The organism is Geodermatophilus sp. YIM 151500, from assembly GCF_025716945.1.
Classification (GTDB): domain Bacteria; phylum Actinomycetota; class Actinomycetes; order Mycobacteriales; family Geodermatophilaceae; genus YIM-151500.
On record NZ_JAOVZT010000003.1, the window covers coordinates 226,116 to 250,305 of the forward strand.

The 24,190-nt window shown below is 71.8% G+C and carries 21 protein-coding genes; 9 read left to right on the forward strand and 12 right to left on the reverse strand.

All coding sequences use genetic code 11. The annotated features are described in order from the left end of the window. Positions 1–123: 123 nt before the first annotated feature. Positions 124–1,020 carry a LysR family transcriptional regulator gene (locus tag OF117_RS07525; RefSeq protein WP_318014226.1) on the reverse strand — a complete coding sequence of 299 codons (897 nt, stop codon included), beginning with the start codon at positions 1,018–1,020 and terminating at the stop codon, positions 124–126. A 106-nt stretch (positions 1,021–1,126) separates the two neighbouring features. Between OF117_RS07525 and OF117_RS07530 the strand changes: the two genes are divergently transcribed. Further along, the gene (locus tag OF117_RS07530) at positions 1,127–1,807 is read left to right on the forward strand and encodes an SDR family NAD(P)-dependent oxidoreductase (RefSeq protein WP_263552199.1); all 681 of its coding nucleotides are present in this window, start codon (positions 1,127–1,129) and stop codon (positions 1,805–1,807) included. Positions 1,808–1,982: 175 nt separating this feature from the next. Continuing rightward, complete coding sequence (locus OF117_RS07535) at positions 1,983–2,993, forward strand: hypothetical protein (protein WP_263552200.1); 1,011 nt, start codon at positions 1,983–1,985, stop codon at positions 2,991–2,993. Positions 2,994–3,143: 150 nt separating this feature from the next. On the opposite strand, the gene OF117_RS07540 is transcribed toward OF117_RS07535, so the two are convergent. Beyond that, positions 3,144–3,791, reverse strand: a complete 648-nt coding sequence (locus tag OF117_RS07540; protein WP_263552201.1) for a DUF5602 domain-containing protein — start codon at positions 3,789–3,791, stop codon at positions 3,144–3,146. Positions 3,792–4,340: 549 nt separating this feature from the next. Here OF117_RS07540 and OF117_RS07545 point away from each other — a divergent pair. Further along, the gene (locus OF117_RS07545; RefSeq protein WP_263552202.1) at positions 4,341–4,736 is read left to right on the forward strand and encodes a VOC family protein; all 396 of its coding nucleotides are present in this window, start codon (positions 4,341–4,343) and stop codon (positions 4,734–4,736) included. Between the two features lie 105 nt (positions 4,737–4,841). Here the strand turns inward: OF117_RS07545 and OF117_RS07550 are convergent, their stop codons facing one another. Beyond that, on the reverse strand, positions 4,842–7,022 hold the full coding sequence (locus tag OF117_RS07550) for a DEAD/DEAH box helicase (RefSeq protein ID WP_263552203.1): 2,181 nt from the start codon (positions 7,020–7,022) through the stop codon (positions 4,842–4,844). 463 nt (positions 7,023–7,485) lie between these two features. Here OF117_RS07550 and OF117_RS07555 point away from each other — a divergent pair, with 463 nt between their 5' ends. The 3 genes from OF117_RS07555 to OF117_RS07565 all read left to right on the forward strand — a co-directional run bounded on the left by OF117_RS07555 (position 7,486) and on the right by OF117_RS07565 (position 10,057). After that, a complete protein-coding gene (locus tag OF117_RS07555) occupies positions 7,486–9,069 on the forward strand; it encodes an HD domain-containing phosphohydrolase (RefSeq protein WP_263552204.1) in 1,584 nt (527 codons plus the stop codon). A gap of 74 nt (positions 9,070–9,143) precedes the next feature. Further along, positions 9,144–9,575 carry an ester cyclase gene (locus OF117_RS07560; protein WP_263552205.1) on the forward strand — a complete coding sequence of 144 codons (432 nt, stop codon included), beginning with the start codon at positions 9,144–9,146 and terminating at the stop codon, positions 9,573–9,575. A gap of 53 nt (positions 9,576–9,628) precedes the next feature. Next, positions 9,629–10,057 (forward strand): ester cyclase, encoded by a 429-nt coding sequence (locus OF117_RS07565; protein ID WP_263552206.1) that lies wholly within the window; start codon positions 9,629–9,631, stop codon positions 10,055–10,057. A gap of 33 nt (positions 10,058–10,090) precedes the next feature. On the opposite strand, the gene OF117_RS07570 is transcribed toward OF117_RS07565, so the two are convergent. From OF117_RS07570 to OF117_RS07590, 5 genes are all read right to left on the reverse strand, one after another. Next, positions 10,091–11,668 (reverse strand): phospholipase D-like domain-containing protein, encoded by a 1,578-nt coding sequence (locus tag OF117_RS07570; protein WP_263552207.1) that lies wholly within the window; start codon positions 11,666–11,668, stop codon positions 10,091–10,093. A gap of 185 nt (positions 11,669–11,853) precedes the next feature. Further along, positions 11,854–14,169 (reverse strand): hypothetical protein, encoded by a 2,316-nt coding sequence (locus OF117_RS07575; RefSeq protein WP_263552208.1) that lies wholly within the window; start codon positions 14,167–14,169, stop codon positions 11,854–11,856. 39 nt (positions 14,170–14,208) lie between these two features. Further along, entirely contained in the window at positions 14,209–14,721 is a 513-nt protein-coding gene (locus OF117_RS07580; protein WP_263552209.1) for a hypothetical protein, read from the reverse strand. Next, entirely contained in the window at positions 14,718–16,019 is a 1,302-nt protein-coding gene (locus OF117_RS07585) for a hypothetical protein (RefSeq protein WP_263552210.1), read from the reverse strand. Before OF117_RS07585 ends, OF117_RS07580 begins: the two co-directional genes overlap by 4 nt. Before the next feature lie 590 nt (positions 16,020–16,609). Further along, complete coding sequence (locus tag OF117_RS07590; protein WP_263552211.1) at positions 16,610–19,006, reverse strand: PEP/pyruvate-binding domain-containing protein; 2,397 nt, start codon at positions 19,004–19,006, stop codon at positions 16,610–16,612. A gap of 75 nt (positions 19,007–19,081) precedes the next feature. Here OF117_RS07590 and OF117_RS07595 point away from each other — a divergent pair, with 75 nt between their 5' ends. After that, the gene (locus OF117_RS07595) at positions 19,082–19,657 is read left to right on the forward strand and encodes a TetR/AcrR family transcriptional regulator (protein ID WP_263552212.1); all 576 of its coding nucleotides are present in this window, start codon (positions 19,082–19,084) and stop codon (positions 19,655–19,657) included. A gap of 137 nt (positions 19,658–19,794) precedes the next feature. Further along, positions 19,795–20,514 (forward strand): alpha/beta fold hydrolase, encoded by a 720-nt coding sequence (locus OF117_RS07600; protein WP_263552213.1) that lies wholly within the window; start codon positions 19,795–19,797, stop codon positions 20,512–20,514. Positions 20,515–20,644: 130 nt separating this feature from the next. Here OF117_RS07600 and OF117_RS07605 read toward each other — a convergent pair whose 3' ends face one another. After that, on the reverse strand, positions 20,645–21,835 hold the full coding sequence (locus OF117_RS07605; protein ID WP_263552214.1) for an FAD-binding oxidoreductase: 1,191 nt from the start codon (positions 21,833–21,835) through the stop codon (positions 20,645–20,647). A gap of 100 nt (positions 21,836–21,935) precedes the next feature. Here OF117_RS07605 and OF117_RS07610 point away from each other — a divergent pair, with 100 nt between their 5' ends. Next, positions 21,936–22,736, forward strand: coding sequence for a winged helix-turn-helix transcriptional regulator (locus OF117_RS07610; RefSeq protein WP_263552215.1), 801 nt, complete (start codon positions 21,936–21,938; stop codon positions 22,734–22,736). On the opposite strand, the gene OF117_RS07615 is transcribed toward OF117_RS07610, so the two are convergent. The 3 genes from OF117_RS07615 to OF117_RS07625 form a co-directional block, all read right to left on the reverse strand. Further along, the gene (locus tag OF117_RS07615) at positions 22,645–22,995 is read right to left on the reverse strand and encodes a fumarate reductase subunit D (protein WP_263552216.1); all 351 of its coding nucleotides are present in this window, start codon (positions 22,993–22,995) and stop codon (positions 22,645–22,647) included. The genes OF117_RS07610 and OF117_RS07615 overlap by 92 nt on opposite strands. Further along, positions 22,992–23,372 carry a hypothetical protein gene (locus OF117_RS07620; protein WP_263552217.1) on the reverse strand — a complete coding sequence of 127 codons (381 nt, stop codon included), beginning with the start codon at positions 23,370–23,372 and terminating at the stop codon, positions 22,992–22,994. Before OF117_RS07620 ends, OF117_RS07615 begins: the two co-directional genes overlap by 4 nt. 68 nt (positions 23,373–23,440) lie before the next feature. Continuing rightward, positions 23,441–24,190, reverse strand: coding sequence for a succinate dehydrogenase/fumarate reductase iron-sulfur subunit (locus OF117_RS07625; RefSeq protein WP_263552218.1), 750 nt, complete (start codon positions 24,188–24,190; stop codon positions 23,441–23,443).

The following is a 24,190-nucleotide window of genomic DNA, read 5'->3' on the forward strand; positions in this document are numbered from 1 at the left end:
GCCGACGGGGTTGGCGGTCGCAGCGGCGGGCAGTTCGTGCCGCCGTGCGCTGCGTCGACTGTGACCCCACACACTTGAGTGTGTCCAACACCGAATTGCACTGGCACCAAGAGCGATTCGAGCTCAGTGGGCAGGAGTGGGCAGGACCTCCTCCGCGACGGCCAGCACGGCGTCGCGGGCGGCCGAGCCGCGGCGCGGCGACCACCCGATCCCGTGGTTCATCGTCACGTCGGTCCCCGTGAGGGGCACGTAGCGGGACCCGGGTGGCAGGACGTGAGCGATGCCCTCGGTCATCAGCGCGATGCCGACCCCGGCGGCCACCAGCATCAGGATCATGTAGGGGTCGGTGATCTCCTGGACGACGTGGGGGCGGAAGCCGGCGTCGACGCAGGCTCGCATCGCCGACTCCTGCAGCGCCGACCCCGCGGTGAGCGGCGTCGTGATGAAGTCCTGGTCGGCCAGCTCGACGATGTCGACGCTGGGCCGCTCCGCGAGCGGGTGGTCGGTGGGCAGCACCACCCCGAAGGTCTCGAGCGCGATCAGACGCGTGGAGATGAGGGCCGAGTCCACCGGCAGGCCGATGAAGGCCACATCGAGGCGGCCGGAGTCGAGCTGCTCGACGGCGTCGCGGGTCATGACCCGCCCGACCAGGTCCAGGGCGATGTCGGGGAAGCGCTCGCGGACCGCGCGGGTGAGCGGCGGGAGCGAGAGGTGGTTGAGGACCCCGCTGAAGCCGATCCCGACCCGCCCGTAGACGCCGCCCACCGACGCGAGCGTGGCCCTGCGCGCCGTCTCGACCTCCTCCATCACCACCCGGGCGTGGGGCAGCAACGCCTGCCCGGCGGCCGTCAGGGACACCGACCGCGTGCTCCGCTCGAACAGCGGTGTCCCCAGGTCCCTCTCGAGCTTGCGGATGGTCTGGCTCAGCGGTGACTGGGCCATCTGCAGTCGGGCCGCGGCGCGGCCGAAGTGCAGCTCCTCCGCGACGGCGATGAAGGCCTGGATCCACCGGATCTCCACACGAGACTCCCTCACTCGTCCGAGGACGGCCATATAGTGACGATCGCGATCACTTGCGTCGACATTATCCGCGTCGAGTACATGAACCCGGACCGGGAGGCACCGAGTGGCCCGCAGACGAGCACTCGTCACCGGCGCGGCGAGCGGGATCGGCGCGGCCTGCGCCACCCGGTTGGCCGCCGACGGGATCGACGTGGTGACCGCCGACCAAGCCGCGGGAGCGGACGAGCGGGTGGACGTCAGCGACGAGCAGTCCGTCGTCGCGCTGCGCGATCGGGTGGGAGCGGTCGACGTGCTGGTCAACAGCGCAGGCATCGTCGGCCCCTCGGCCCCGCTCGTGGACCTCGACCTGACCTCGTGGCGGCGGACGTTCGCCGTCAACACGGACGGCACCTTCCTGATGTGCCGAGCGTTCGCGCCCGCGATGGTGAGGCACGGCTGGGGACGCATCGTCAACGTCGCCAGCATCGCCGCGAAGGACGGCAATCCGGCGCAGAGCGCCTATTCCGGGTCGAAGGCGGCGGTGATCGCGCTGACCAAGTCGCTCGGCAAGGAGCTGGCCACGACGGGAGTGCTGGTGAACGTCGTCGCACCGGCCGCGGTGGTCACGCCGATGAACGCGACCACCGATCCGGCAGTCCTGGCCCGATCCCAGTCCCTGACACCCATGGGCCGGTTCGGGACGGCCGAGGAGATCGCCGAGCTCATCGCCTGGCTCTCCTCCGACGCGGTCAGCTTCTCGACCGGCGCGGTGTACGACGCCTCCGGCGGGCGCGCGACGTACTGATGCGGTGTGCTGGTCGGTAGGCGGTGACCGGCTCGCGCCCGCTGCAGGCGGACGGGGCCGGCGGCCGGCCGGCAGCGGTCCCCCCGGGTCAGCGCGCCTTGACCGTCCGGTGGGGAAGCACTTCACTGAGACGCGCCGGTGGCGGCGCAGCGTCCGGCGGCGGAGGGGCCCCGCGATGTTCGACAGCATCACGCCAGGACAGGCCGAGCTGGTCTGCGGCGCCATGTCCACGCTCGTCGACCGGCGATCGCGCGGAGACCTCGGCCGCGGCGAGGCGCTCATCGACGCCGCGTCCGCACTGTTGTTCCACCACCCGGCCGGTGACGGGGGACGCGGTTGCCGCGGGGTCCCACCCGACGCCCTGGCCCGCGCCGTGCCTGCCGGCGGGGTGCTGGCGACCGAGACGGCGGAGCTCCTGGCGGTCACCGCCCTGGCAGACGGGCGCGCCGACCCGGATCGCCTGCTCGCCGCGGTCACCTACGCCGATGCCCTGGGAGTGCAGGCCGGCTGGGTCGAGCAGCTCCGGGACATCGCAGGTGGGCGCTTCGAGCGCGCCCTGGCCGACATGATCCGCCGCAACACCGCGACGTTCCCCGGCCTCGGCGATGCCGAGGGACAACCGCACATGCAGCCCTACACCGGCCGCACCGACGCCGACAAGCGGCTGGCCGATTCCTTCCAGGAGCTCGAGGCGTACCCGGCCGAGACGTTCGGGCACGCGTTCTGGGTGCACTTCCGCCGGCACGGCTTCCGATTTCCCGGGCAGGAAGGCGCTTTCAACGGCGCCTTCGCCGTCCCCCACGACGGTCTGCACGTGCTCTCCGGATACGACACCTCCATCCAGGGCGAGCTGATGGTCAGCACCTTCACCGGAGAGATGCACCGCACCGACGCCCTCGGGGCGCACATCCTGCCGGTCATCTTCGAGTGGCACGTCGGGATGGAGGTCAACGGCATCGGCGCCCAGCACGATGCCCTCGACCCCTGGAAGTTCGTCGTGGCCCTGGCGCGCGGGACGAGGACGCGGGTCGACGTCCTCGACCCGGGGTGGGACTTCCGGCACGAAGCCCGCCGTCCGCTGGCCGACCTGCGGCACGAGTACGGCATCCCCCCGCTCGAGGATCGGTACCGCCCGTCGGGGCCCGAGGTGAACGTCACCGCCGAGGCCGACCCCACGGCCGCGTGAGGCACGCCGGCGTCTCCTCCCCGCCCCGGACGCCGGCGACGGACATCACGCTCCCTCCCTGCGCGCCGCACCACCTGGCGACGCCGTCACCGCCGGTCGTCCGACGACGGTGTCGCGCCCGGCGGCATCGCACCGCGACCGACCGAGCCGCTACGACGCCTCACGCATCGTCAGGCCCCCGAGCGAGACGACGTACTCCTCCGTCTCCTGGTCGACGCGGACGGCGTACGTGGTCGGGTAGTAGGCGGTCTCCTGGTACGACTCGGGCAGCTTGAGCGGCTGCTCCAGGCTGGGTCCGGTCAACAGCCAGTCCCGGGTGATCATCGGCTCGACGAAGATGTACCGGCCGTCCCACACGCCGTTGATGATGATCTGGGTGAAGTCGTACTCGCCGGGGACGAGGCTGGTGTCGCTCGAGTCCACCAGGTGCACACCCATGGCGGGTACGGCCTGCGCGGCGACGGGCGGACCCGGGGGAACCGCGTAGTCCTCGGGCACGTATCTCGCCTCGGGGAGCTTCTCAGCCTTGGCTGCGTACGCCGGGTCGTCCGGGGTGATGGCGTCGATCGTCGCCATGTCCACCATGTCGAAGTGGAAGTCGAAGTGGGGCCGGCCGAACAGCTCGGGCGGCTCGTGCCCCTGGGGGTTCCAGTTGAGCATGACGTGGTCGAACGCGGTATCCGCGGCCTGATCGGGGAAGTCGAGCATCAACGTGGTCCCCGACGCGGGCAGCCCGTCCAGGGCGGTGGGCGTCAGCCGGAGGCCGACCTCCGTCGGGCGTCCGCCGTCGAGCGTCACGAAAGTCGTGACGGTCCCGTTGCCGAGCTCTTGCGACGGGCTGGAGAACGTGCCGGCGTCGGATGGCGCCGTGCTGCTGGACTGGGCGGATCCGGTGCTGCAGCCGGTGAGAGCAGTCGCGCCGGCACAGGCGGCCACGGCGAGAACAGCGCCGCGGAGGGCGCGGCGAGCGGCCATTGCCCTCACCTCTCTGGGTGGTGGTCGGACCAGCGTGGAGCGCCGACCGGTCCCCGTGCCGCCGGCACTTCGGGCTGGCACCGGCAGCTGTCGGTCAACGGGGTGAGCAGGACACTGCGCCGACACGACGGGGGCGCCGTCGCATCGGGGACCCCAGGGTGTCGGAGCCGCCCGATACCGTCCAGGGACCTTCTGCTCCTGAGGTGCCTGGACGTCCTCGACACCGACGCGGACGCTGTCCTGGCGGGATCCGTGGGCGTGTGCCGCACCGGGTGCCGTTCGGTCCGGGGCGGTCGCAGGTCCTGGACGGGTGTGGGCACCTCGGCGCTCTGCCGGCGGGCCCGTGGCTCGGTTCCGGCTAGCCTGCGGCCCATGCCGGAGCGGGTGACCCCCTTCCTGATGTTCACGGGTGACGCGGAGCGCGCCATGGAGCTGTACACGTCGCTGTTCGACGACGCGCGCATCCTGAGCGTCACCCGTTGGGGAGCGGAGGGGCAGGGGGTGGAGGGGACGGTGGAGAAGGCCTCCTTCTCCATCTCCGGTCAGGTGTTCCGCTGCTTCGACAGCCCTCCGGTCCACGCCTTCACCTTCACGCCGTCGTTCTCGATCTTCGTCGACGTCGCCTCGGCCGAGGAGCTCGACCGGCTCTTCGCGGGCCTGTCCGACGGCGGCGCCGTCCTGATGCCGCTGGACGACTACGGCTTCAGCCGCCGCTTCGGCTGGGTGAACGACCGCTTCGGCGTCTCCTGGCAGCTCAACCTCCCGTAGCCGCGACCGGGCGTCCCGAGTCGCGCCCGCTCGTCGGCCGGTCACCGCCGCCGCGTACGGGCTCCGAGAACTCCCCGTGCACGCGTCGAGCGGTCCCTCCGACGGTCAGGAGGCCGGAGCGTCCCCGCGCCCGGGCGACGCCCGCAGCGCATCGGTCAGCACCCCGACGAGCGTCTCGAACTGCACGTCGGCCGATGACCGGGCCTCGCCCTCCGACCCGTCCAGCGCCCGGGCGGCGAGCCCCGCCTTGCTGTCGATCAGCTCGGCGATCCGGGCGTCGATGGTCTGGGCGGCGATGATGCGCCACGCGGTGACCGGCTCGGTCTGACCGATGCGGTGGCTGCGGTCGATCGCCTGGGTCTGCTCCGCGTCGGTCCAGGAGAGCTCGGCGAGGACGATGTTCGAGGCGACCTGCAGGTTCAGGCCCACGCCGGCCGCGGTCAGGGAGCAGACCGCGACCGAGACGCCGGGGTCGGTCACGAAGGCGTCGATGTTCGCCTGCCGCGCCGCGGGCGTCTGGTCGCCGCGGATCGACGAGAAGCGCACCCCCTGCCGGGCGAAGGTGTCCTCGGCGGCGTCCATGACGTCGACGTGCTTGGCGAAGAAGACCACCTTGCCGGCGCTGCGGGCCAGCTGCGCCGCGTAGTCCGCGGCCAGCCCGGCCTTCGCCCGGCCGAGGCGTCTCATCATGGTGAACACGTTCTCGCCGGACTCCCGGCTCATCGCGTCCTTCAGCTCCGATCGGGCCACCCGGCGGACGAGCTCCATGTCGATGCCGCTGTCGAGGCCGCGGTCGCTGCGGCCGTCGATGCCCTCGGTGGTGGCGGAGCGGCTGGCGAGCCCGGTCTCGTACCGCGCGACCATCCGGTCGGCCAGGTCCCGCTCGGCCGCTCGGATCGACCGGCCGACCGGTCCGTCCAGTTCGACGGGTAGGTCGGCGATGCGGCGGGCGGGGATGTCGGCGGCCACGTCGACCTTGCGACGGCGGACGATGCCGAGGTCGACCACGCTCTGGCGCGCCGCGGCAGGGAAGCCCCGGTCGGCGGGCGTCAGGCCGGTTCCCTCGAGCGCGTCCATCAGCTCGTCGAGCGGTGCGCTGTCGTCGATCCAGCCGAGGAACCGCCAGATCGCCCGGAAGTCCTCGATGTCGTTGATGAGCGGGGTGCCGGTGAGCGCCATCAGGAGCGGCCGCCCGATGCGGGACCGCAGGCGGTCGGAGAGCTCCAGCACGTGCTGGGAGCGCTGGGACGCCCGGTTCTTGATGAAGTGCGCCTCGTCGACCACCATGCCGCGGAAGCCGAAGTCGCCGAGCCAGCCCACGTGGCGGTCGAGCACCTCGTAGTTGAGGACGACGACGTCGGCGAAGCCGTCGACCGTCTCGCCGTCCCCCTGCACCACGGTGGCCGAGCGGTGGGGGGTCCAGCGGGCCGCCTCACGGGCCCAGTTCGTCTTGACGACGTTCGGCACGACGACGAGCAGCGGATAGGCGTCCGCAGCCTCCGCGGCGAGCAGGGCCTGGGCGGTCTTGCCCAGGCCCGGCTCGTCGGCGAGCAGGAAGGTCCGGTGACCGCCGGCGGCCGCGGCGACCACCTGCCCCTGGTGCGGCATGAGCTCCCGGCCCGCTGGGGTGAACCGAGCCGTCGGCACGGGGAGCGCCATGCACGCCGGGGCTCCCCCGCCGGCGCGCTCGAACGAGCCGAACAGCGGACCCAGCAGTTCCCAGCCGGCCAGGCGGCGCGGACGGGCGGTGCGCGGCGCGACGGCGGAGAAGTCGGGGGCGAGGAAGGGGTTGGCCAGCTGCCGGGAGACCACCGACTGGGGCACCACCTGCCGCTTCGTGCTCACCGGTGCGGTCGCCGTCTCGGCCGGCGCGGTCTCCTCCGGCGCCGGCTCGATGCCGACGCTCAGCAGCATGTCCCGCTTGAGCGTCCGCGCCGCGGCGGAGACGTCGGCGTCCTCGGCGAGCAACGCCATCAGCCCGGCGTCCCGGACGGCGGTGGTCCCGAGGACGACCGCGATGCCGTCCAGGCGCTTGAGCTGCTCGGCCCGGCGAGCATCGCTCGCGCCCGCGGCCTGGATGCGGGCGCGCTCGTCGCGCAGCAGCAGGGCGACGGCCTGGAACTTCGTGCGCACGGCAGGCGTCACGGGGCCGCGCTGGACGGCCGCCTCGACCTCGCGGACGGTCCGAGCGAGCACCGAGACGACGTCGTCGCGGTGGCGCGCCCGTCGCTGCGTCCGCGGGGCGGTACGGCGAGCGCGCATCTGGCGCTGGCCTGGTCGAACCACGTACTCCTCCTCTGGGATGCCGGGCACGGGGCCGCGGCAGCATGCGGCACGGGCCGGCGGTCGGGACGAGAAGCGTCCCGGGACGAACCTGGTGCCGCGGGACGCAGCCGCCGCCGTGCAGATCGGCCGGACCCGACCGCGGGCCTCACCGAGTCCCCTCCGGATGCCGGGCGCTGGCCGGGCACCACACGGGCGCCGTCGTCGCCGGACGACCGGTTGCCTCTCGCGGTCGGCGTCTGGTCACGTCAACCGAGTGCGTCGGCTCAGGATTCCCGGCCCCCCGATCCCGGGCTCGGTGATGGTAGCCGTGGACGTGGACCCGATCCCCACCGACACCGGTCGGCACGCAGGATGCGGCCTGGGTCACGCGCGCGGAGCACGCGGACCCGACCGCCCGGCCGCTCGGAGGGGTGAGCGCGGGACACCGGCCACCGCACGCGTGCGGGCACTAGCGTGGGCCGCCATGGCGGACGCCCGCTCCGCCGCGCCCCACAGCATCCGGTTGTCCGAGCTCATGGCCGCGTGGTCGGTGGCCATCGACGTCGGCATGGTCATGCCGATGGACTCCGGTCTGCGCGTCTGCTCCCGGGCGGTGCGCCTGGCACAGCAGATGGACCTCGACGTCGCCCAGCAGCGTCGCGTCTACTACCTGGCGCTGCTGCGCCACATCGGCTGCACGGCGGAGAACTCAGCCCTGGCCGAGCTCCTCGGTGACGAACGGGCCTTCCGGGCCGGCATCGGCACCCGGGACATCTCCGACGGCCGGGCCCTGTTGCCCTACGTCGTCCAGCTCACCGTCGGCTCGCGTCCACTGGCACGGCGGCCGGGCGCACTCGTCCGGCTGCTCGCCCACCTGGGCGTGATGCAGCGGGCCGGGGCCGCGGTGTGCGAGGTCGCACGGATGCTGCTCGACCGGCTCGGCCTCGACGACGAGCTCCGCGGACAGCTGCGCGAGGACGTGATCAGGGTGTACGAGCGCCCCGACGGGAGAGGCTTCCCGAGGGGGCTCGGCGCCGGGGAGCTCTCGCTGCCGGCGCAGCTGGTCCAGTTGGCGGAGGCGGCCTCGATGCATCTGCGGCTGGTCGGCGTCGAAGGCGCCCGGGCGATGGTCCGTGCTCGGCGGGGCCGGGCCTTCCTGCCCGAGGTGGCCGACGCCTTCCTGTGCGATGCCGGGCGGCTGACGACCGACGCGGACGATCCATGGGACGAGGTGCTGGCCATGGAGCCCGGCGGCACACCCGTCCTGGGGCCGGAGGGCATCGACGCCGTCCTCACGGCCGTCGCCGACTTCACCGATCTGAAGTCGCCGTACACGGCCGGACACTCGCGTGCCGTGGCGGCCCTGGCCGGGGACGCCGCGACGTGTTGCCGGCTGCCCGGCGACGATGCCACTGCGCTGCGGAGAGCCGGGTGGATCCACGACGTCGGGCGCCTCTCGGTGTCGATCCCGGTCTGGCACAAGCCCGGCCCGCTGGACCACGACGAGCGAGAGCAGATCCGGCTGCACCCCTACCTCACCGAGCGCATCTTCGCGCGCTCGGCGCCGCTCCGGCCGCTGGCGACGCTCGCCGCCCAGCACCACGAACGGGTCGACGGCAGCGGCTACTTCCGGGCGCAGCGCGGCGCGGACCTCAGCCTGCCCGCGCGGATCCTCGCTGCGGCCGACGTGTACGCCGCGCTCGTCCGCGACCGCGCGCACCGCCCCGCCCTGGACGCCGCCACGGCGGCGAGGACCCTGCGGGCCGAGGCCCGGGCAGGGCGTCTGGACGCCGACGCCGTCGACGCGGTGCTGGCGGCGGCCGGCCATCCCGCCCGACGTCGACCCGCCCTCGTCGGCGGGCTCACGGCACGGGAGGTCGAGGTGCTGCGCCTGCTGGCCGGGGGTGCCTCCAACGCGGAGATCGCCGCCGTGCTCGTCGTCTCGCGCAAGACGGTGGAGCACCACGTCGAGGCCGTCTACGCCAAGCTCGACGTCCACTCCCGGTCGGCCGCGACGCTGCGGGCCATGCAGCACGGGCTCCTCCAGGCGGCGGCCCCGGGAACATAGGGAAACCACCCCATGTGCCTTCCTCCCGGTCACCCCAGGCTCGTGCCGTCCCGGACCGCACCGAGGAGGACCTCATGACCGACGCCCGCGCCCTCGCCGAGCGACTCTTCGAGATCATCGACGGCCACCGCTGGGCCGACGTCGACACCGTGCTGCACGGCGACGCCGTGCTGAGCTCCCCGTTCGGGCACCGGCTCACGGTGCCGGCCTGGCTGGAGGTCAACCGGTCCTTCGCGGTCGCCTGCCCCGACGGCCACCACACCATCACGGACGTCGTCGACGCCGGCGACCGCTTCGCCGTCGAAGGGATGTGGACGGGCACCCACACCGGGCCGATGACGGGTCCGGCCGGGAGCATCGCGCCCACCGGCCGGTCGGTGGTGCTCCCGTTCTGCGGCGTCGCGGCCCGCCGCGACCAGCGGATCGCGTCGGTGACCGTCTACCTCGACCAGACGGCGATGCTCACCCAGCTCGGCCTCGTCGCCGAACCGGCCACGGCGCGTTGACCGCGCACCGTCCTGCGACCCGACCGCGCACCGCCTGCGACCAGGAGTTCCCGATGACGCACCAGCAGCTCGTCGACCGCCACTACACCGAGATCGACACCGCCGACTTCTCCGACGCCGAGGAGCTGTTCAGCCTCGACGTCGTGACATGGCTTCCCGACGCCGGTCCGTTCACCGGTATCGAGCCGTTCGTCGAGTACGGCCGGGCGTTCCTCCGGGCGTTCCCGGACGGCCGGATCCACCGCGACCACTACCTCGAGTCCGGCGACCGCGTCGTCGTCGAAGGGCGCTTCACCGGCACCAACACCGGGCCGCTCCGCACACCGGCCGGCGAGCTGGCGCCCACCGGCCGGGCGATGACCCTGCCGTTCGCCGACGTCTTCCGCGTCGTCGAGGGCAAGATCGCCGAGCACCGCGTCTACTACGACAGCCTCGACCTGCTGACCCAGCTCGGTCTGGCGCCCGCGCCGGCGTCGCCGTGATCCCCGCGCGGGCGCGGACAGGGCGGTCGGGAGTCAGGGACGCACCAGGTTGCGCGGTCGCCGACGCCGGGCGAAGAACCGCTCGACCCGGCGCCACCGATTCGGTGTCTTCTCCGGGTCCATCACCTCGGACTCGACCAGCGCCCGGTCGACCGGGCCGACCTCGGACGGCTCGAACGGGACCAGCGAGCGGCCGCTGGGCCGGCGCAGCCGCTCGATGCCCCGCACGAGCGAACCGGTGTCGGCGATCGCGGCGGCGACGTCGTCCGGCGTGCAGCCGAGGTGCTCGGCGAGCAGCCCGTCACGGAAGCCGACGATGGTCGCGGCGAGCCGGTCGGCTCCCGGCCGTCCCTCGACCGCCTCGATCGCCAGGTCGCACTCGGTGTCCAGGCCCATCGATCGGTTGTTCAGGTTGCTCGAACCGAGACGCAGCAGGCGGTCGTCGACCACGGTCAGCTTGGCGTGCACGTAGATGTGCCCGCGCCGCTCCGTGACCGGCGTGTAGAGCCGGAACCGGTCGTGCACGTCGGCCTCGCGGACGATCTCGAGCACCCGGGCGCGCGCGGTGCCCATCGCCTTCTCCGACAGCCAGCCGTCGGCGGTCCACGGGTTGAGCACGACGACGTCGGGGCCGTCGGGCTCGCGCAGCCGCTCGGCGATCGCCTCGGCGATCCGGCGGCTGGCGAAGTACTGGCTCTCCACGTAGAGCGAGCGGCGGGCCGCGGCGATCGCGGCCAGCCACAGCAGCTCGACCTCGTGCACGAGGGTCGCGCCGCCGTGCTCGGGGCGGGTGCGGGAGATGGCGACGTCGACGTCGGTGAGCAGGGGCTCGACGTCCTCGGGCCAGCACTGCCGCTCCTCGAGGAGCGGCTCGAGCCTCTCCCCGGTGCCGCTCTCCCACCGCTCACGCGCGAGCTCGGCGACCGCACGAGCGGCGGGCCCGGTCATGATGCTGGTCGCGTCGTGCCACGGCCCGGTCGGCCGACCTCGGCCGCGTCCGGCTCCCGGACGACGTCGGTGCGGATTGCCGTCGGCGTGGTCGGAGGTGTCCCAGCGGTCGGTGGTGACGTCGATACCGCCGGCGAAGGCCAGGCAGTCGTCGATGACCACGATCTTCTGGTGGTGCGCGCCGCCGACGGGGTGGTGGGTGTCGACGGTGAAGGTGAGCCGGTCGGGAGTGCGCCGGTCGAGCAGCACGATCGGCTTCAGCCCGCGGCCGAGGGCGCGCAGCATGCCGAGGTCCCACTGCAGGACGCCGATCTCCAGCCGCGCGTTGCTCTTCACCGCCCGCTCGAGCACGGCGCCGAGCCGGTCGTCCCTCGCCCGGCCGCCGGCGAGCGGGTCGAGCCGGATCCGCGGATCGAAGTCCCAGCCGATGAACAGCACCCGCCGCTCGGCGCACAGCACGGCCCGCTTCAGGGTGGCGAAGTAGCCCGCCGCGTCGACGAAGATCGCGAAGCGGGTGGCCCGCTCGATCCGCCAGCAGGTCTCGCCGGGGATCAGCAGCGGCGCACCCTGCTCCGGCCGGCCGTCGTCGCGGGCACCGCGCGACGCGGGATTCCCGACACCGGGATCGGTATCGGGCTCGGTGGTCGCCTCGCCGCCGTCCATCACATGCGGAGTGTGCCCGTCGTCACGGATGCGGCCAACGCCCGACTCGCCGGGACCGGGCGATGGCGCCGGCGCGTCCGGTCGCCCCCGGGGCCGCTGAGCTCAGCATGGGTTGCCGGGGCGCGTCCGGCAGTACCGTGTCCCCTCTGCCCCCTCCCTGGTCCAGGGCGGCTCTCAGTCTCGGGTCAGACGTCCGGCTGTCCGCCGACCACGCGTCGAACCGTCACCGAGACAGCGGCCACCGCCTCGCCGTCTACGCCGTCGGGAACGGTCAATGTGAATCTATGTGACCCAGCCGGCAGTCCGACCAGGACGATGTCGTAGCCGACGTCCAACGGACCGTCCTCCTCCGAGCTCCAGGCCATGTCCTCGAAGGCTGTTGTCCCGAAGTTCGGCGAGAGCCCGATGCCCCTGAGTGTCAGCGGCTCGCCTTCCGTGATCGACGCGCCATCCGCCGGCTCGTGGATGTATGCACGCACTGGTTTGACCGGAAGCGGGAACGCAGCTGTCTCAGCAACAGCAGTCCGCACTCCCGAAGATGCGACGATCTGGAAGCGGCATCGTTCCCCGCCCGGTAGGAGATCGGCATTGACAACATGCCGACGCTCGGTGAGGTTTGCTGCCACCGCGCGCCAGGTCGCACCGTCGTCGTGGCTGAACCGCAGGATGGACAGCGCGTCACCCGGGGGTTCGTCGACGACCCACTGGACTTCGGCCAGCCGCGGATCCCGGCCCACGAACCTGGGCGCCTCGATGTCGACCCGCGGTGGCGCCTGTTCCAGGTGATGAGTGTGCATGGTCTGCCCCTCGCGCCTGAAGGCGATGGCCTCCGCAGCCGGATCCCAGGGCAGCCAGGTGTGGAAGTCAATGTCCGGGTCGTCGGCGGACTGATTCCATTCCAGTCGGCATCGACGGGATGCCAGGATCCGCCCATCCGGCCCGAGCAGGTCGCACCCGACCGCTGCGAGCGTTCCAGGCTCGACCGGTGGGCCGGGTCCGTACAGGTGGAAGCTGGGAAGCACCTCGATCGCACCGTTCCGGTGCATGCGGAAGTTCAGGCACAAGTACTCGCCGGGAACGTCGGCCAGTTCTGCCCGCGCCTCCCCTAGCCCTCCACCCCCGCCCGATCCCGCGACAGCGCCGATCTTGCTCATCATTCCCGCCCACGTGTAGGGGGAGGGCCACTGAGGACTGCAGTACGACATGACATCGAACGTGGCCGACGGGGCGAGGGTGGTCGTGAATCGGGCACTGAACCCGACTTCACCGATGCTTCCCTGGGGAAACGCGTCGTATGTCGGGAAACTGCTGTCGATCAATCCTTCCCCGGAGGCCCCGCAGGGTGCGTGCTTGCGATCCAGTGCATGGCCGAGTTCGTGGTAGATGGTGCTGATGTCCCTGTGACGAGCCGTGGCCAGGCCGGTGGCGCCACAGCCGACAACGGGGCCGACGGCCACCGTGTCGCTCACCATTCCCACATAGGTGTCCAGGGTCATGCTGGCGTTCCGCAAGACTCTCAGCCTGTCCAGCAAGCCGTCCCATCCCGAGCTGCAGCCACCCGCCGCGGGGGCCCCTCCGGTCAGCGCCTGGTCGAACGTGATCACCGTGTACCCCGAGTAGTCGATCCCACTGATCGGCGCGAATCGACTGACGTCACCCAATGACTCCTCCATGGCGACATCGCTGGGCGCGGCCAGGTTCAGCGTTCCCGGACCGGTCAGATGGACACCCACGAGATGCACTTTCAGGTGCGGAATCTGGCGGAATGAGAGGCCGAAGGTGCGCTCGTGCTCGTAGTGCCGCGGGTCAGCTGCGTCAGGGTCGAACGCTCGGATCGTGAGAGATGTCGAACCCTGGCACTGGCTCGGCGACAGCACGAAGTTGAGCGTGCCGTTCACGTCATGTCGGTTGATGCTCGTCTGGGGGATGGCCGGGATCGGCCCGTTGAGCGGCAGGAGTTTCACCGGCCCGGAGCCTACGACGAGTTCCCCGGATGCACGGGTAGGAGGCGCGGCAGGGCCCATGCGTTCGATGTAGGCCCGCACGATCGTTGATTTGCGCGCCACGAGCGGCAGCGAGTTGTCCGGCGCGAAACCGCTGCCCTGCCCGTTGATGTTGCAGAACTGGATCCCCTGCGTCAGCTCGACGCCGACTATGGACAGTCGATCAAGAGTGGCTTCCACGGTCACGGTCTTGCTGTTCTGCCAGACCGGGTAGCCGGAGGAGCCCATTCGACGTGCGGTCACCCGAATCACATGAAAGCCGGGCGAGCTCGCCCGGACTATCGCCGTCCAACCAAGCCAGTCTGGGGCAGTCATCGTCGCCTGCATCAGCGAACCGCCGTTCACGCTGACCACGACAGCACTCGGCGGAAGGAGTGCGCCGTTGACGGTGTTCTCCCCAGGCTCGGCGGTCCCACTGACCTGGATCGCCGCCCCGACGACGGCTCGGCTCCCGGAGACGGGGGTGTTTATGTGCACCTCACCGGCGAGAATGGCCATGAACTCGCCCTTCTGCCGTCAGCACCATGTTGAAGCCGGTCATCGGTTCGTCCGGCCGCGCAGTTGCTCATCACAACACCGGGCGAATTCCTCCACCCCGACGGCGATGCTGCCCACGCTCCGGACGAGAACGGCGACGGTTCCGCGGGCGAACAGCACGCACGCAGGGTCGTTCCGGGAAGAGGTGAAGCAGACGTCACCGAAGTCAGGCGGCTCCGCGGGCTGGAGCATGTTCACCATCTGCGTCGCGAGGAGGTCCATCACCGAGGCCCGCGCATCCACGGACGAGTCGCACTCTGCCGCGACGATTTCGACCACGAGGCCGCCGGTCGTGCGGCGCCCCTTCTGAGCAATGAAATACCGCCGGACCCGCTCTGCGTGCAGGCGATCCGGGTAGTCGTTCGCCCCGGCCAGCGAGAATCCGGCCGGAACGCATGGCTGGAAGGCGACAAGGACGGTCGCGGCGGTCCGGGACTCCACTGGTCGCGCCCACCGCTCGAATTCATACGCACGTTCCTGGCGCCGGCGTCGATCGGCGAGGCCGTCTGTCATGTCACCTGCCTCTGCGTTCTGGACGCCGCCGGACGAGTGTTGCTGACACTCCCCGGCTGGGCGAGTTGTTCGCGGTAGTCGAAGGCGGCCGGATCGGCGAACTGGACGCCGTAGGGAAGGAAGACGGAACGCATCGTCGGATGAGGCGTCTGCGGGTTGCTGGGATCCTCGAAACCGTTGACCAGGTAGCAGAGGTCCCAGATCCGGCTGTCCGCGACGGTGTCGGTCTTCCACGCGACCTCGTGGTACAGCAACGTGCTGCCGGGGGAGGGTGCAGTCGATGACGGGAGGAAGCCGATCCCGGGATCCCACCACTGCCCGAACCCGATCGGGATCAAGGGATTCACTGCGCCCGTCAGGATCTCGCCCTCCCAGAGATCGCATCCAACGAGGTTGGCCAGTGTGGTGATGGCGCAGGCGCAATCGCTGCAGTTCACCTTCTCGCCATTGCCGAAGCCGCCGGCGAGTCGTTCGAGAAACTTCGTCAGTTCGAATGTGTTGCCGATGGCGTAGTGCGGCATCGTCGCGGCGACGTCGTAGACCACGCGGGCCGCGTTTGCATTCGTCCCACCCCAGTTGAGGGCCTGAGCGAGCCCGTTCGCCACCGCATCGAACGGATCCTGCACCCCGGGGGCTGGGGGAACGCCACACGCGTAGGCAAGTGCCGTTGCCCACGGGTTCTGGTTACTGCCAGGAGTCTGGCTCCACGGACCCCGCGGAGCGCGACGGAGGACGTAGATCCGGTGTGCGCTCCGGTTCGTGTCCCAGAACGTGTTGCCGACGAGGCAGCGGAACTGCCACTGCCATTCGATGTCATGAACACCGGGATTCGAGCCGAGCGTGTGGTTGTCGAGCGGCATCTGCACGAACTCGGGTACGGAAACCCCGTTCGCGAAGTTCACTCGTATCGGGTTGATCGCCCCGAGGACGCCGCCACCGCTCGCGGAAACCCAGGCGACCGATGTCCCGGGACCGGCCGTGAAGCGCACCGCTACGAAGACGTTCTCCCCCGCTGTCTCCTCGATGCAGTATGCGGCCGGGCTGACCGTCGTCCCGGGAGACTGTCCGCTTCTCCACTCGGGCAACTGGACCGGTAGCGAGCGGTCATAGCGAATGTTGATCGCGTCGTTCGTGAATGCCGAAGGGTCGTGGTTGAACATGATCGCATCGACGTGCACCCGGCAAGTCGGGGGTATCGGCGGCACGACCAACCGACCGATGAGCCGGTGCAGCGGGCCGGCGATCCACCGGCCCAGGGCCGACGCTGTGCCTCGCAGGATCCGGTGGTGCAGGACCATGCCCTCCTGCCTCCTCGCCCGACCTCCTGGTTCGCCGACACGTCATAGCCCGGAGGACGCGACGTGCGGGACGAGGTCTGCTGGGTCCTCAACGACGGCTTTGCCTTCGTCTCCATCAGGAGCGTAGGACCAGCCAGGCATGGCCAGCGAGCGACTGGAGGCACCGGTTCCGCCTGACGTTGGCCACCCGGGCTGCCCCGTGAGGTGGCGCTGGCGCTGCACGGGGACGACGTCGACCTCGACGGGGGTGCTGCGACCCGACGGATGCTGGCGCGGGCCTCGTGAGGGTGACCTGCTGCGGATGAGTGACCGATGTCGGGATGTGTTCACCGGGGTGCAGGTCTCCGCCGTCCGGCCCCATGGTCGCCGGGCACCTGAGCTCGCTGCCGACCACTCGATCGCCGAGGGCCGGGCTATCGCGGCTGACGGCCCGCTGTGCCCGGACCGCTCGCCCGGCCGTCCGTGCCTGGTCCTCGACGGCAGTGTCGCAGATCGGACGAAATCGAGCGCTTCCAGCGAGTTGCATCTCGGACCGGCCCACCCTGGATTCCGGGTCGGTCGTTCATGCCAGCCGTGTGCGCAGGCATCGTTCACGCCGGCTGCTCGATCGTGACCGTCCCCGCGGCGCCGTCGACGGTGATCACCTGCCCGGTCCTCAGGCGCTCGGTGGCGCCCGGGACGCAGATCACCACGGGGATGCCGTACTCCCGGGCGACGGTCGGCCCGTGCGCCATGACCGCGCCGGTCTCGGTGACGAGCCCGCCCGCGGTGAGGAACAGCGGCGTCCAGCCCGGGTCGGTCGTCGGCGCGACCAGGATCTCGCCCGGCTCGATGGACGCGCTGGCCGGCTCGTGGACCACGCGGGCGCGGCCGCGGACCCGCCCGGGGGCCGCCCCGGTGCCGGTGAGCGTGCGCTCGTCCGATGCGCGAGCCGGTAGCAGCGCCTCCACGTCGGTGCCGTCGGAGAGCAGGGCGACCGGCACGGTCCGCCGCCGCAGCTCCCGCGCGTGCTCCGACCGCCGCCCGGCGACCACCTCGCGCAGGTCGTCACCGCGCTCCACCGCCGTGCGCAGCTCGGGCAGCGTGAGGAACATGACGTCGTCCGCGCGCTCGAGGAGCCCCTCCGCCCGGAGCCGGGCACCGAGGAGGAGGAGGCGCCGACGCCGGTCGCGCAGCGGGTACAACCCGGCGAACTTCCCCGCCTCGCGCAGCCCGCCCAGCTCCCGCGCCCGGCGCAGGAAGAGGGCCGCGAGCCGACCGCGCACCCGGCGGCTGCGTCGTGTCCGCTGGACGAGCTCGTCGAGCATCGCCTCGGCCCGGGCGGCGGCGTGTTCGAACCTCCGGTCGGGGGCCTGCTCGGGATCGGTGACGCGCAGGTAGTTGGCGAGCATCGCGAACACCGGCGTCGGATCCTCCGACCAGCGCGGCACGCCGACGTCGACCTCCCCGACGGACCTGATGCCGTAGATGTCGAGGAACGCGCCCAGGCCGCAGTCCGGCAGCTCCCCGTCCAGGTAGGCAGCGGCGAGCTCGTCCGGCGGCGTGCCCAGCAGCATCTCGCGGTAGGGCGCGGCCCGCCGGGCCACCTGCCAGAGCGCGAGGTCCATCTCGATCGTGACGTTGTGCGGCATGCCACCGAGCACGGTGCGCACCTCGTCGGCGCTCGCGATCCCCTCGAGCAGCGGGGGCAGCGCGGCCGAGACCAGGAGTCCGCTGACGACGGGCCAGATGACCCCGTCGAGCCGTGCGCTCCCAGCCGATCGCTCCTCGACCAGGTCCAGCAGCTCCGCGGCCGTGGACGGGTCGGCCACCGGTTGCCGCCGGAGGCGCTCGATCTCGCCGAACACGCGTGCCCGAGCCGCCGCGGGCCGGGTCAGCGCGCGCAGGATCCCGACCACCGCCCGCGGCCCCGTCCTCAGCGCGCCGGTGCCGCGCCGGCGGGAGGCCCGCCCCGGGGCGAACCGCGGATCGTCGAGCATGTGCTCGGTCACCGCCTGCGCGCGCGGGCCGAAGTCGACGGCCATGAGCTTCACCAGCCGCCGCCGGGTCGACGGGTCGCGCATCGCGTCGGTCAGGTCCCCGTACAGCCGCCCGCCGACGTCCACGATCTCGACCGTGAGGCCGAACGACGCGAGCATGCCCGCCAGCATCGACTTCAGCGTCGCCATGCCCATCGGCGTGACCGGCCGGAGCATGCCCTGGACGTGACCGAACTCGACGTACATCCGCGGTCCCGGGTTCATGCTCTCCGGAGGCGCCGGGAACAGCGTGGTGATCGGCCGCGACTGCAGCAGCCACAACCTGCCGTTCCGGTCATAGGCCCACTCGACGTCCTGCGGCCCGCCGAGCCGGTGCTGCAGCCGCCGTCCGACGTCGCGCAGTTCCGCCAGCCGGGCCGGGGTGAGACAGCCCCGTTCCTCCGGGGCAGCGCCGTCCAGCACGTAGTGGTCGGCCCTCGTCGTCCCCTCGACGACCGCCTCGCCGAGTCCCGGGGCGGCGTCGACGACGGCCTCGCTCCGTGACCCGGTGAGCGGGTTGGCGGTGAACAGCACGCCCGCGACCTCGGCGTCGACCATCTTCTGGACGACGACCGCCATGCGTGCGGTGTCGTGCCGGACCCCGGCGGCTGCACGGTAGGCCATCGCTCGTCCGGCGTGCAGGGAGTCCCAGCAGGCGCGGATCGCCTCGAGCAGCTCCTCGGCGCTGGTCACCGCCAGGTACGTCTCGTGCTGGCCGGCGAAGCTCGCGTCCGGCAGGTCCTCGTCGGTGGCACTGGACCGGACCGCCACCGGCCCGCCGCCGAGCCGGTCGTACGCCGCGAGCACCTCGGCCCGCGGCACGTCGCCACGGCGATGCGCCTCGGTCGTGACGCAGAAACCGTCCGGCACGCGCTCGCCGAGCCGGATCAGCTCGGCGAGGCCGGCGGCCTTCCCGCCGACCAGGTCCCGCCGTCCCGGGTCGATCGCGGTCAACTCGAGCACGGGCATGGGCACACCCCTCCGTAGGCAATACAGCTGCAACGCAATCGAGTCACAATACAGTCGCAATGTATGGTCTGCGGCATGTCCCGTACGGTCGACCACCGCGAGCGCCGGGAACTGCTCGCCGACGCGGTGATGCGGCTCGCGGCCACGCGTGGCCTGGAAGCGGTGAGCCTGCGGCACGTGGCGGCCGAGGCAGGCGTCTCGACCGGGATGGTGCAGCACTACTTCCGCACCAAGGACGAGATGATGACGTTCGCCCTCGGCATGGTCGTGGACCGGATCCGCGAACGATCACAGGCGGCGGCCGTGCCGACGTCGCCGTACCGACTCGTCCGCGACCTGCTGCTCGAGGTGCTGCCCCTCGACGAGACGCGCCGGCTCGAGAACCACGTCGTGCTCGCCTTCCTCGCCTACGCCGCGGTGAAGCCGTCGCTCGCGTCCGGGCTGCGCGAGTCCGCCGCACAGATGCGCGCGTTCCTCGCCGACCAGGTGCGAGCGGCCGGGAGGGACGGCGTCGACCCGGAACGTGCGGCGGCCGGGCTCCTCGCGCTCGTCGACGGCCTCGGGCTGCAGCTGCTGTCGCGGCAGCTCGCCGAGGAGGAGGCGGTCGCCGCGCTCGACGCGCAGCTCGCGCTGCTGCTCGGCCCGGCCTAGGCACCGCCCGCAGGGGTCGGGCGGACGCGGTCGGCGGGCGGTGGAGTGCGCTCCGCGCGCTCCTTGCCCCGCTCCGTCCACCGCTGAACGATGGGTCGATCCCCACGCGCCGGTCGCCCACGGTCGGGAGCGCAGTGATGGCTACCTTCGTCATCGTCCACGGAGCCTGGTCGGGGGCGCACGCCTGGCGGTGGGTGCGCCCGCTGCTGCGCGACGCGGGACACGAGGTCTTCACCCCGTCCCTGACCGGACTGGGTGAGCGGGCGCACCTGGCCCACCCCGGGATCGATCTCGACACGCACGTCGAGGACGTCGTGGCCGTGCTCCGCTACGAGGACCTCCGGGACGTGGTCCTCGTCGGGCACAGCTACGGCGGCATGGTCATCTCCGGGGTCGCGGACCGGGAACGCGACCGGCTGGCACAACTCGTCTACCTGGACGCCGACGTCCCGCTGGACGGTCAGTCGGAGTTCGACCTCCTGGAGCCGGAGGAGGCGGCGGAGTACGCGGCAGCGGCCCGGTCACGCGGTGACGGTTGGCGGATCCCGCCTCCCTTCCCGGACCCCCTACCCCCGGGGCTGCCTGCCGCCGTGGCCTGGACGGTCGCACGGATGGTGCCCCACCCGCTGCGGACCCTGACGCAACCGCTGCACCTGGTCGACGACGCGGCCGTGGAGCCGCCGCGGACCTACGTCCTGTGCAGCGAGGGCAAGCACGGCCAACCCGTACCGGCGTACGTGCAGCGGATCTCCGCCGACCCGCAGTGGCGGGTGATCGAAGTGGAGGCGGGTCACGCGGCGCACGTGACCGCTCCGGAGGCCCTCGTCGGCACCCTCGTCGAGATCGCGACGTCCTGATCCCACCCGCTGCCGCGGGACCCTGTCCACAGGTGTCCCGCGGCATCGCCCCGTCCCGGCCTCGGGTCGTCCGTCGAGGAGGGCGCGACCGGTCCTCGGTTCGGCGAACCGGACGGGCACCCTCCCCCTTTCAGGCGGGCGGGATGTTCTGGTTGACGTGGAAGGCGTTGTCGGGGTCGCACTTCGCCTTCACCTCCGCGAGCCGTCGATGGTTCTGGTCGCCGTACGCCTCGCGGACGCGGACGGTGCCCTCGTCGGCGTCGAGGAAGTTGACGTAGACGCCGGCGGCGGGGTGCGGCTCGAGCGCGTCGAGGAATGCCCGCACCCAGGCGGTCTCGGCCGCGCCGAGCTCGTCGGACTCATCGGGGAGCCACACGCCATCGATGACGACGGCGTGGGGGGCTTCGCGACCTCCGAAGGCGGTGGCACCACGCGGGACTCGGGCGACGGCGCCCCCGAAGTGGAACATCCCCGCGTACGAGCGCGGCGAGCGGGCGGCGTAGCCGTGACCGGCGACGGCGTCGATCACCTCGTCGGAGAGGCCGTCGAGGTTCGTGGCCTTCCAGTAGTAGTGCCACCCGTGGGGAACCGTGTCGTCGATGCTCCGCTGGTGGTCGGCGTACGGCATCGGGGAGATCAGGTCGATGAGCGGTGACCCGAACGCGCGCAGGTCCCGCAGGGCGCGCTCGCCTGCCTCGACCCCGCCCGCGTAGCAGCAGCCGACGGCGATCGCGGGCCGCCAGTGCAGCTCCTCGGGGATGACCGGAAGCGGCGGGACGGTCCCGAACTTGACGACCGTGCCGAGCTCGTCGGCAGCGTCGGCGACGAAGTCCCGGTAGAAGCGCAGCACGTCGGCGGTGTCGTCGGCCGCCCAGAACACCGGCCCGGCCGTCACCGTCGGGCCGACGGGGTGCAGCGCGAACTGGAAGGACGTGACGACGCCGAAGTTGCCACCGCCGCCTCGGAGCGCCCAGAACAGGTCGGGGTGCTCGTAGGTCGACGCCCGGACGATGCTGCCCTCGGCCGTGACGACGTCGGCGGCGAGCAGGTTGTCGACGGCCAGCCCGTGCCTGCGCATGAGCCAGCCGATGCCACCGCCCGGGGTGAGCCCGCCGACACCGGTGTGGCTCACGATGCCCCCCGTCGTGGCCAGCCCGTGGGCCTGCGTCTCGTGGTCGACATCGCCCCACAGGGCGCCACCCTGCACCCGGGCCGTCCGGGTGACGGGATCCACCAGCACGGCTCGCATCGGCGAGAGGTCGACGACGAGCCCGTCGTCGCAGAGCGCGATGCCCGCCACGTTGTGACCGCCGCCCCGCACGGCGAGGTGCTCGACGGGGTCATCGCACTACCGGGGACGGCGGCTGTGCAGTCACGAATCTGGACTTCTCAGGCGGGGCCGACGGCGCGACAGTGGTGTCGTGCGGACGTACGGCCAGTACTGCCCCATCGCCCGCGGGGCCGAGATCTTCGCCGAGCGCTGGACGCCACTGATCATCCGCAACCTGCACGTGGGCTGCGGAACCTTCGGCGAGATCCTAGAGGGCGCGCCCGGGCTCTCCCGCACCCTGCTGTCGCAGCGCCTCAAGCACCTCGAACGGCTCGGCATCGTCGAGTCGACCGCCAAGGCCGACGGGCGCGGGCGCCGGTACGAGCTCACCCCCGCGGGTCGCGACCTGTTCACCGTCTGCAGGTCGCTCGGCGAGTGGGGCGCCCACTGGCTCGAGATCGCTCCCGAGCACCTCGATCCCTTCGTGGCACTGTGGTCGATGTGCAACGCGCTCCGCCGGGACCGGCTCCCGGCGGGACGCGTCGTCATCCGCTTCGACTTCACCGGTCGCGCCCGGCACGAGCGGTACTGGCTCATCATCGAGCGCGGCGACACCGAGATCTGCAAGGAGTACCCCGGCCTCGACGAGGACCTGTACGTGACCGCCGAGTCCGAGGCCTTCGTGAAGTGGCACGCCGGCCGGCTCAGCTGGGCCGAGGCCACGTGCGATCGCCGGATCCGTCTCGCCGGTCCCGCGCAGCTCGTGCGGGCCTTTCCCACCTGGAACGCCCGGAGCGCGTTCGCCCACATCGAACCGGTCGTCCGGACGGCGCAGCCCGCCCCGCTGCCGTGGCCGCCCGTCAGGCGGCCGCCCAGAGCACGGCGAGCGTCGCACCCGAGCCGACGACGGCCGCGCCGTAGCAGAGCACCGCGACGGTCCGCTTCTTCTTGATCTGCAGACCGTCGTACAGCGTGTAGCGGAAGCGGTGGGCGCTGTGCACCAGCAGCAGCACGAAGGTGCCCAGCAGGACCACGAAGGTCACCGGGTGCCCGACGACGGCGAGCAGGTGCTGGTGGTCGGGCGGGTCGAGCCAGCCCAGCGGGAAGGCCAGGCCGAACAGGAGGGCCAGGCTGGGGAGGAGCACCGCCGCCGCCACCCCGCCCGCGCTGAACGCGAGCCACACGAGCGGCTGGACCCGCCGCCTGCTCACCGGGTCACCAGCCACAGGACGAAACCGGAGACGACCACCAGGCCGGTGTACTGCCCCGCGATGATGTGGACGGGCGGCACCGTCCGGCCCGCGACCCGCACCGCCATCGCCTGCGGGGTGAGGGCGAACCAGGTCACCGCGTGCAGCAGCACGAAGGCCAGCGCGACGACGTTGAGCAGGGTCACCCACGGCGAGGCGGCCCAGTCGAGGAAGCGCAGGTAGGCCGCCTCGCCCCGGCCGACGGCGTGGACGAGGAACAGCAGGTACACCACGAACCAGGCGACGAAGACACTGCTCAGCTCGCGCATGACGAAGACGAGGTAGGACCGCTTGCGCGTCCACCACCAGGTCGAGACGCGCGGGCGGTAGAGGCGCAAGCCGGTCGGCGTGCCCCCGGAGGGAGTCGGCGTGCCGCGGGAGGGAGTCGTCGCGCCTCCGGAGCGGGTCATCGTGCCCCCCGTGGCAGCAGGAAGGCCTTCACCGTCTCCATCGCCGCCTTCAGCTTGTAGCGCTGGATGGCGGCCGCGGGGTCCACGTGCTTGGGACACACCCGGGTGCACTCGCCGACGAAGGTGCAGCCGTAGACGCCGTCGTGCTCGACGAGGACGTCGAGACGCTCCCGCTCGCCGCGATCGCGGGAGTCGAGGTCGTACCGCTCGGCGAGCGCGATGGCGGCCGGCCCGATGAACTCGGGGTCGAGGCCGTAGACCGGGCAGGCGGCGTAGCAGAGCATGCAGTTGATGCACATGCTGAACTGCTTGTAGGCGTCCAGCTGCTCCGGCGTCTGGAGGTACTCCACGTCGGGCTCCACCGTCCGGTGGTCGTCGGGGTGGATGATCCAGGGCTTGACCCGCGGCAGCTTCGCCATGAAGTCGGACAGATCGACCACGAGGTCACGCACGACGGGGAAGTTGGCGAGGGGCTCGACCGTGACCGGGCCAGGCGCGTGGTCGGAGAGGAACGTCGCGCAGGTCAACCGGGGCTCGCCGTCGACGTTCATGCCGCAGCTGCCGCAGATCCCCATCCGGCACGACCAGCGGAACGACAGGGTGGTGTCGACCTCGTTCTTGACGTGGTTGAGGCCGTCGAGGACCGTCCACTCCTTCCGCAGGGGGACGTCGTACTCCTGCCAGTGCGGCTCCGGGTCCGTGTCGGGCCGGTACCGGGACACCCTCAGCCGGATGCTGTCCGCCAT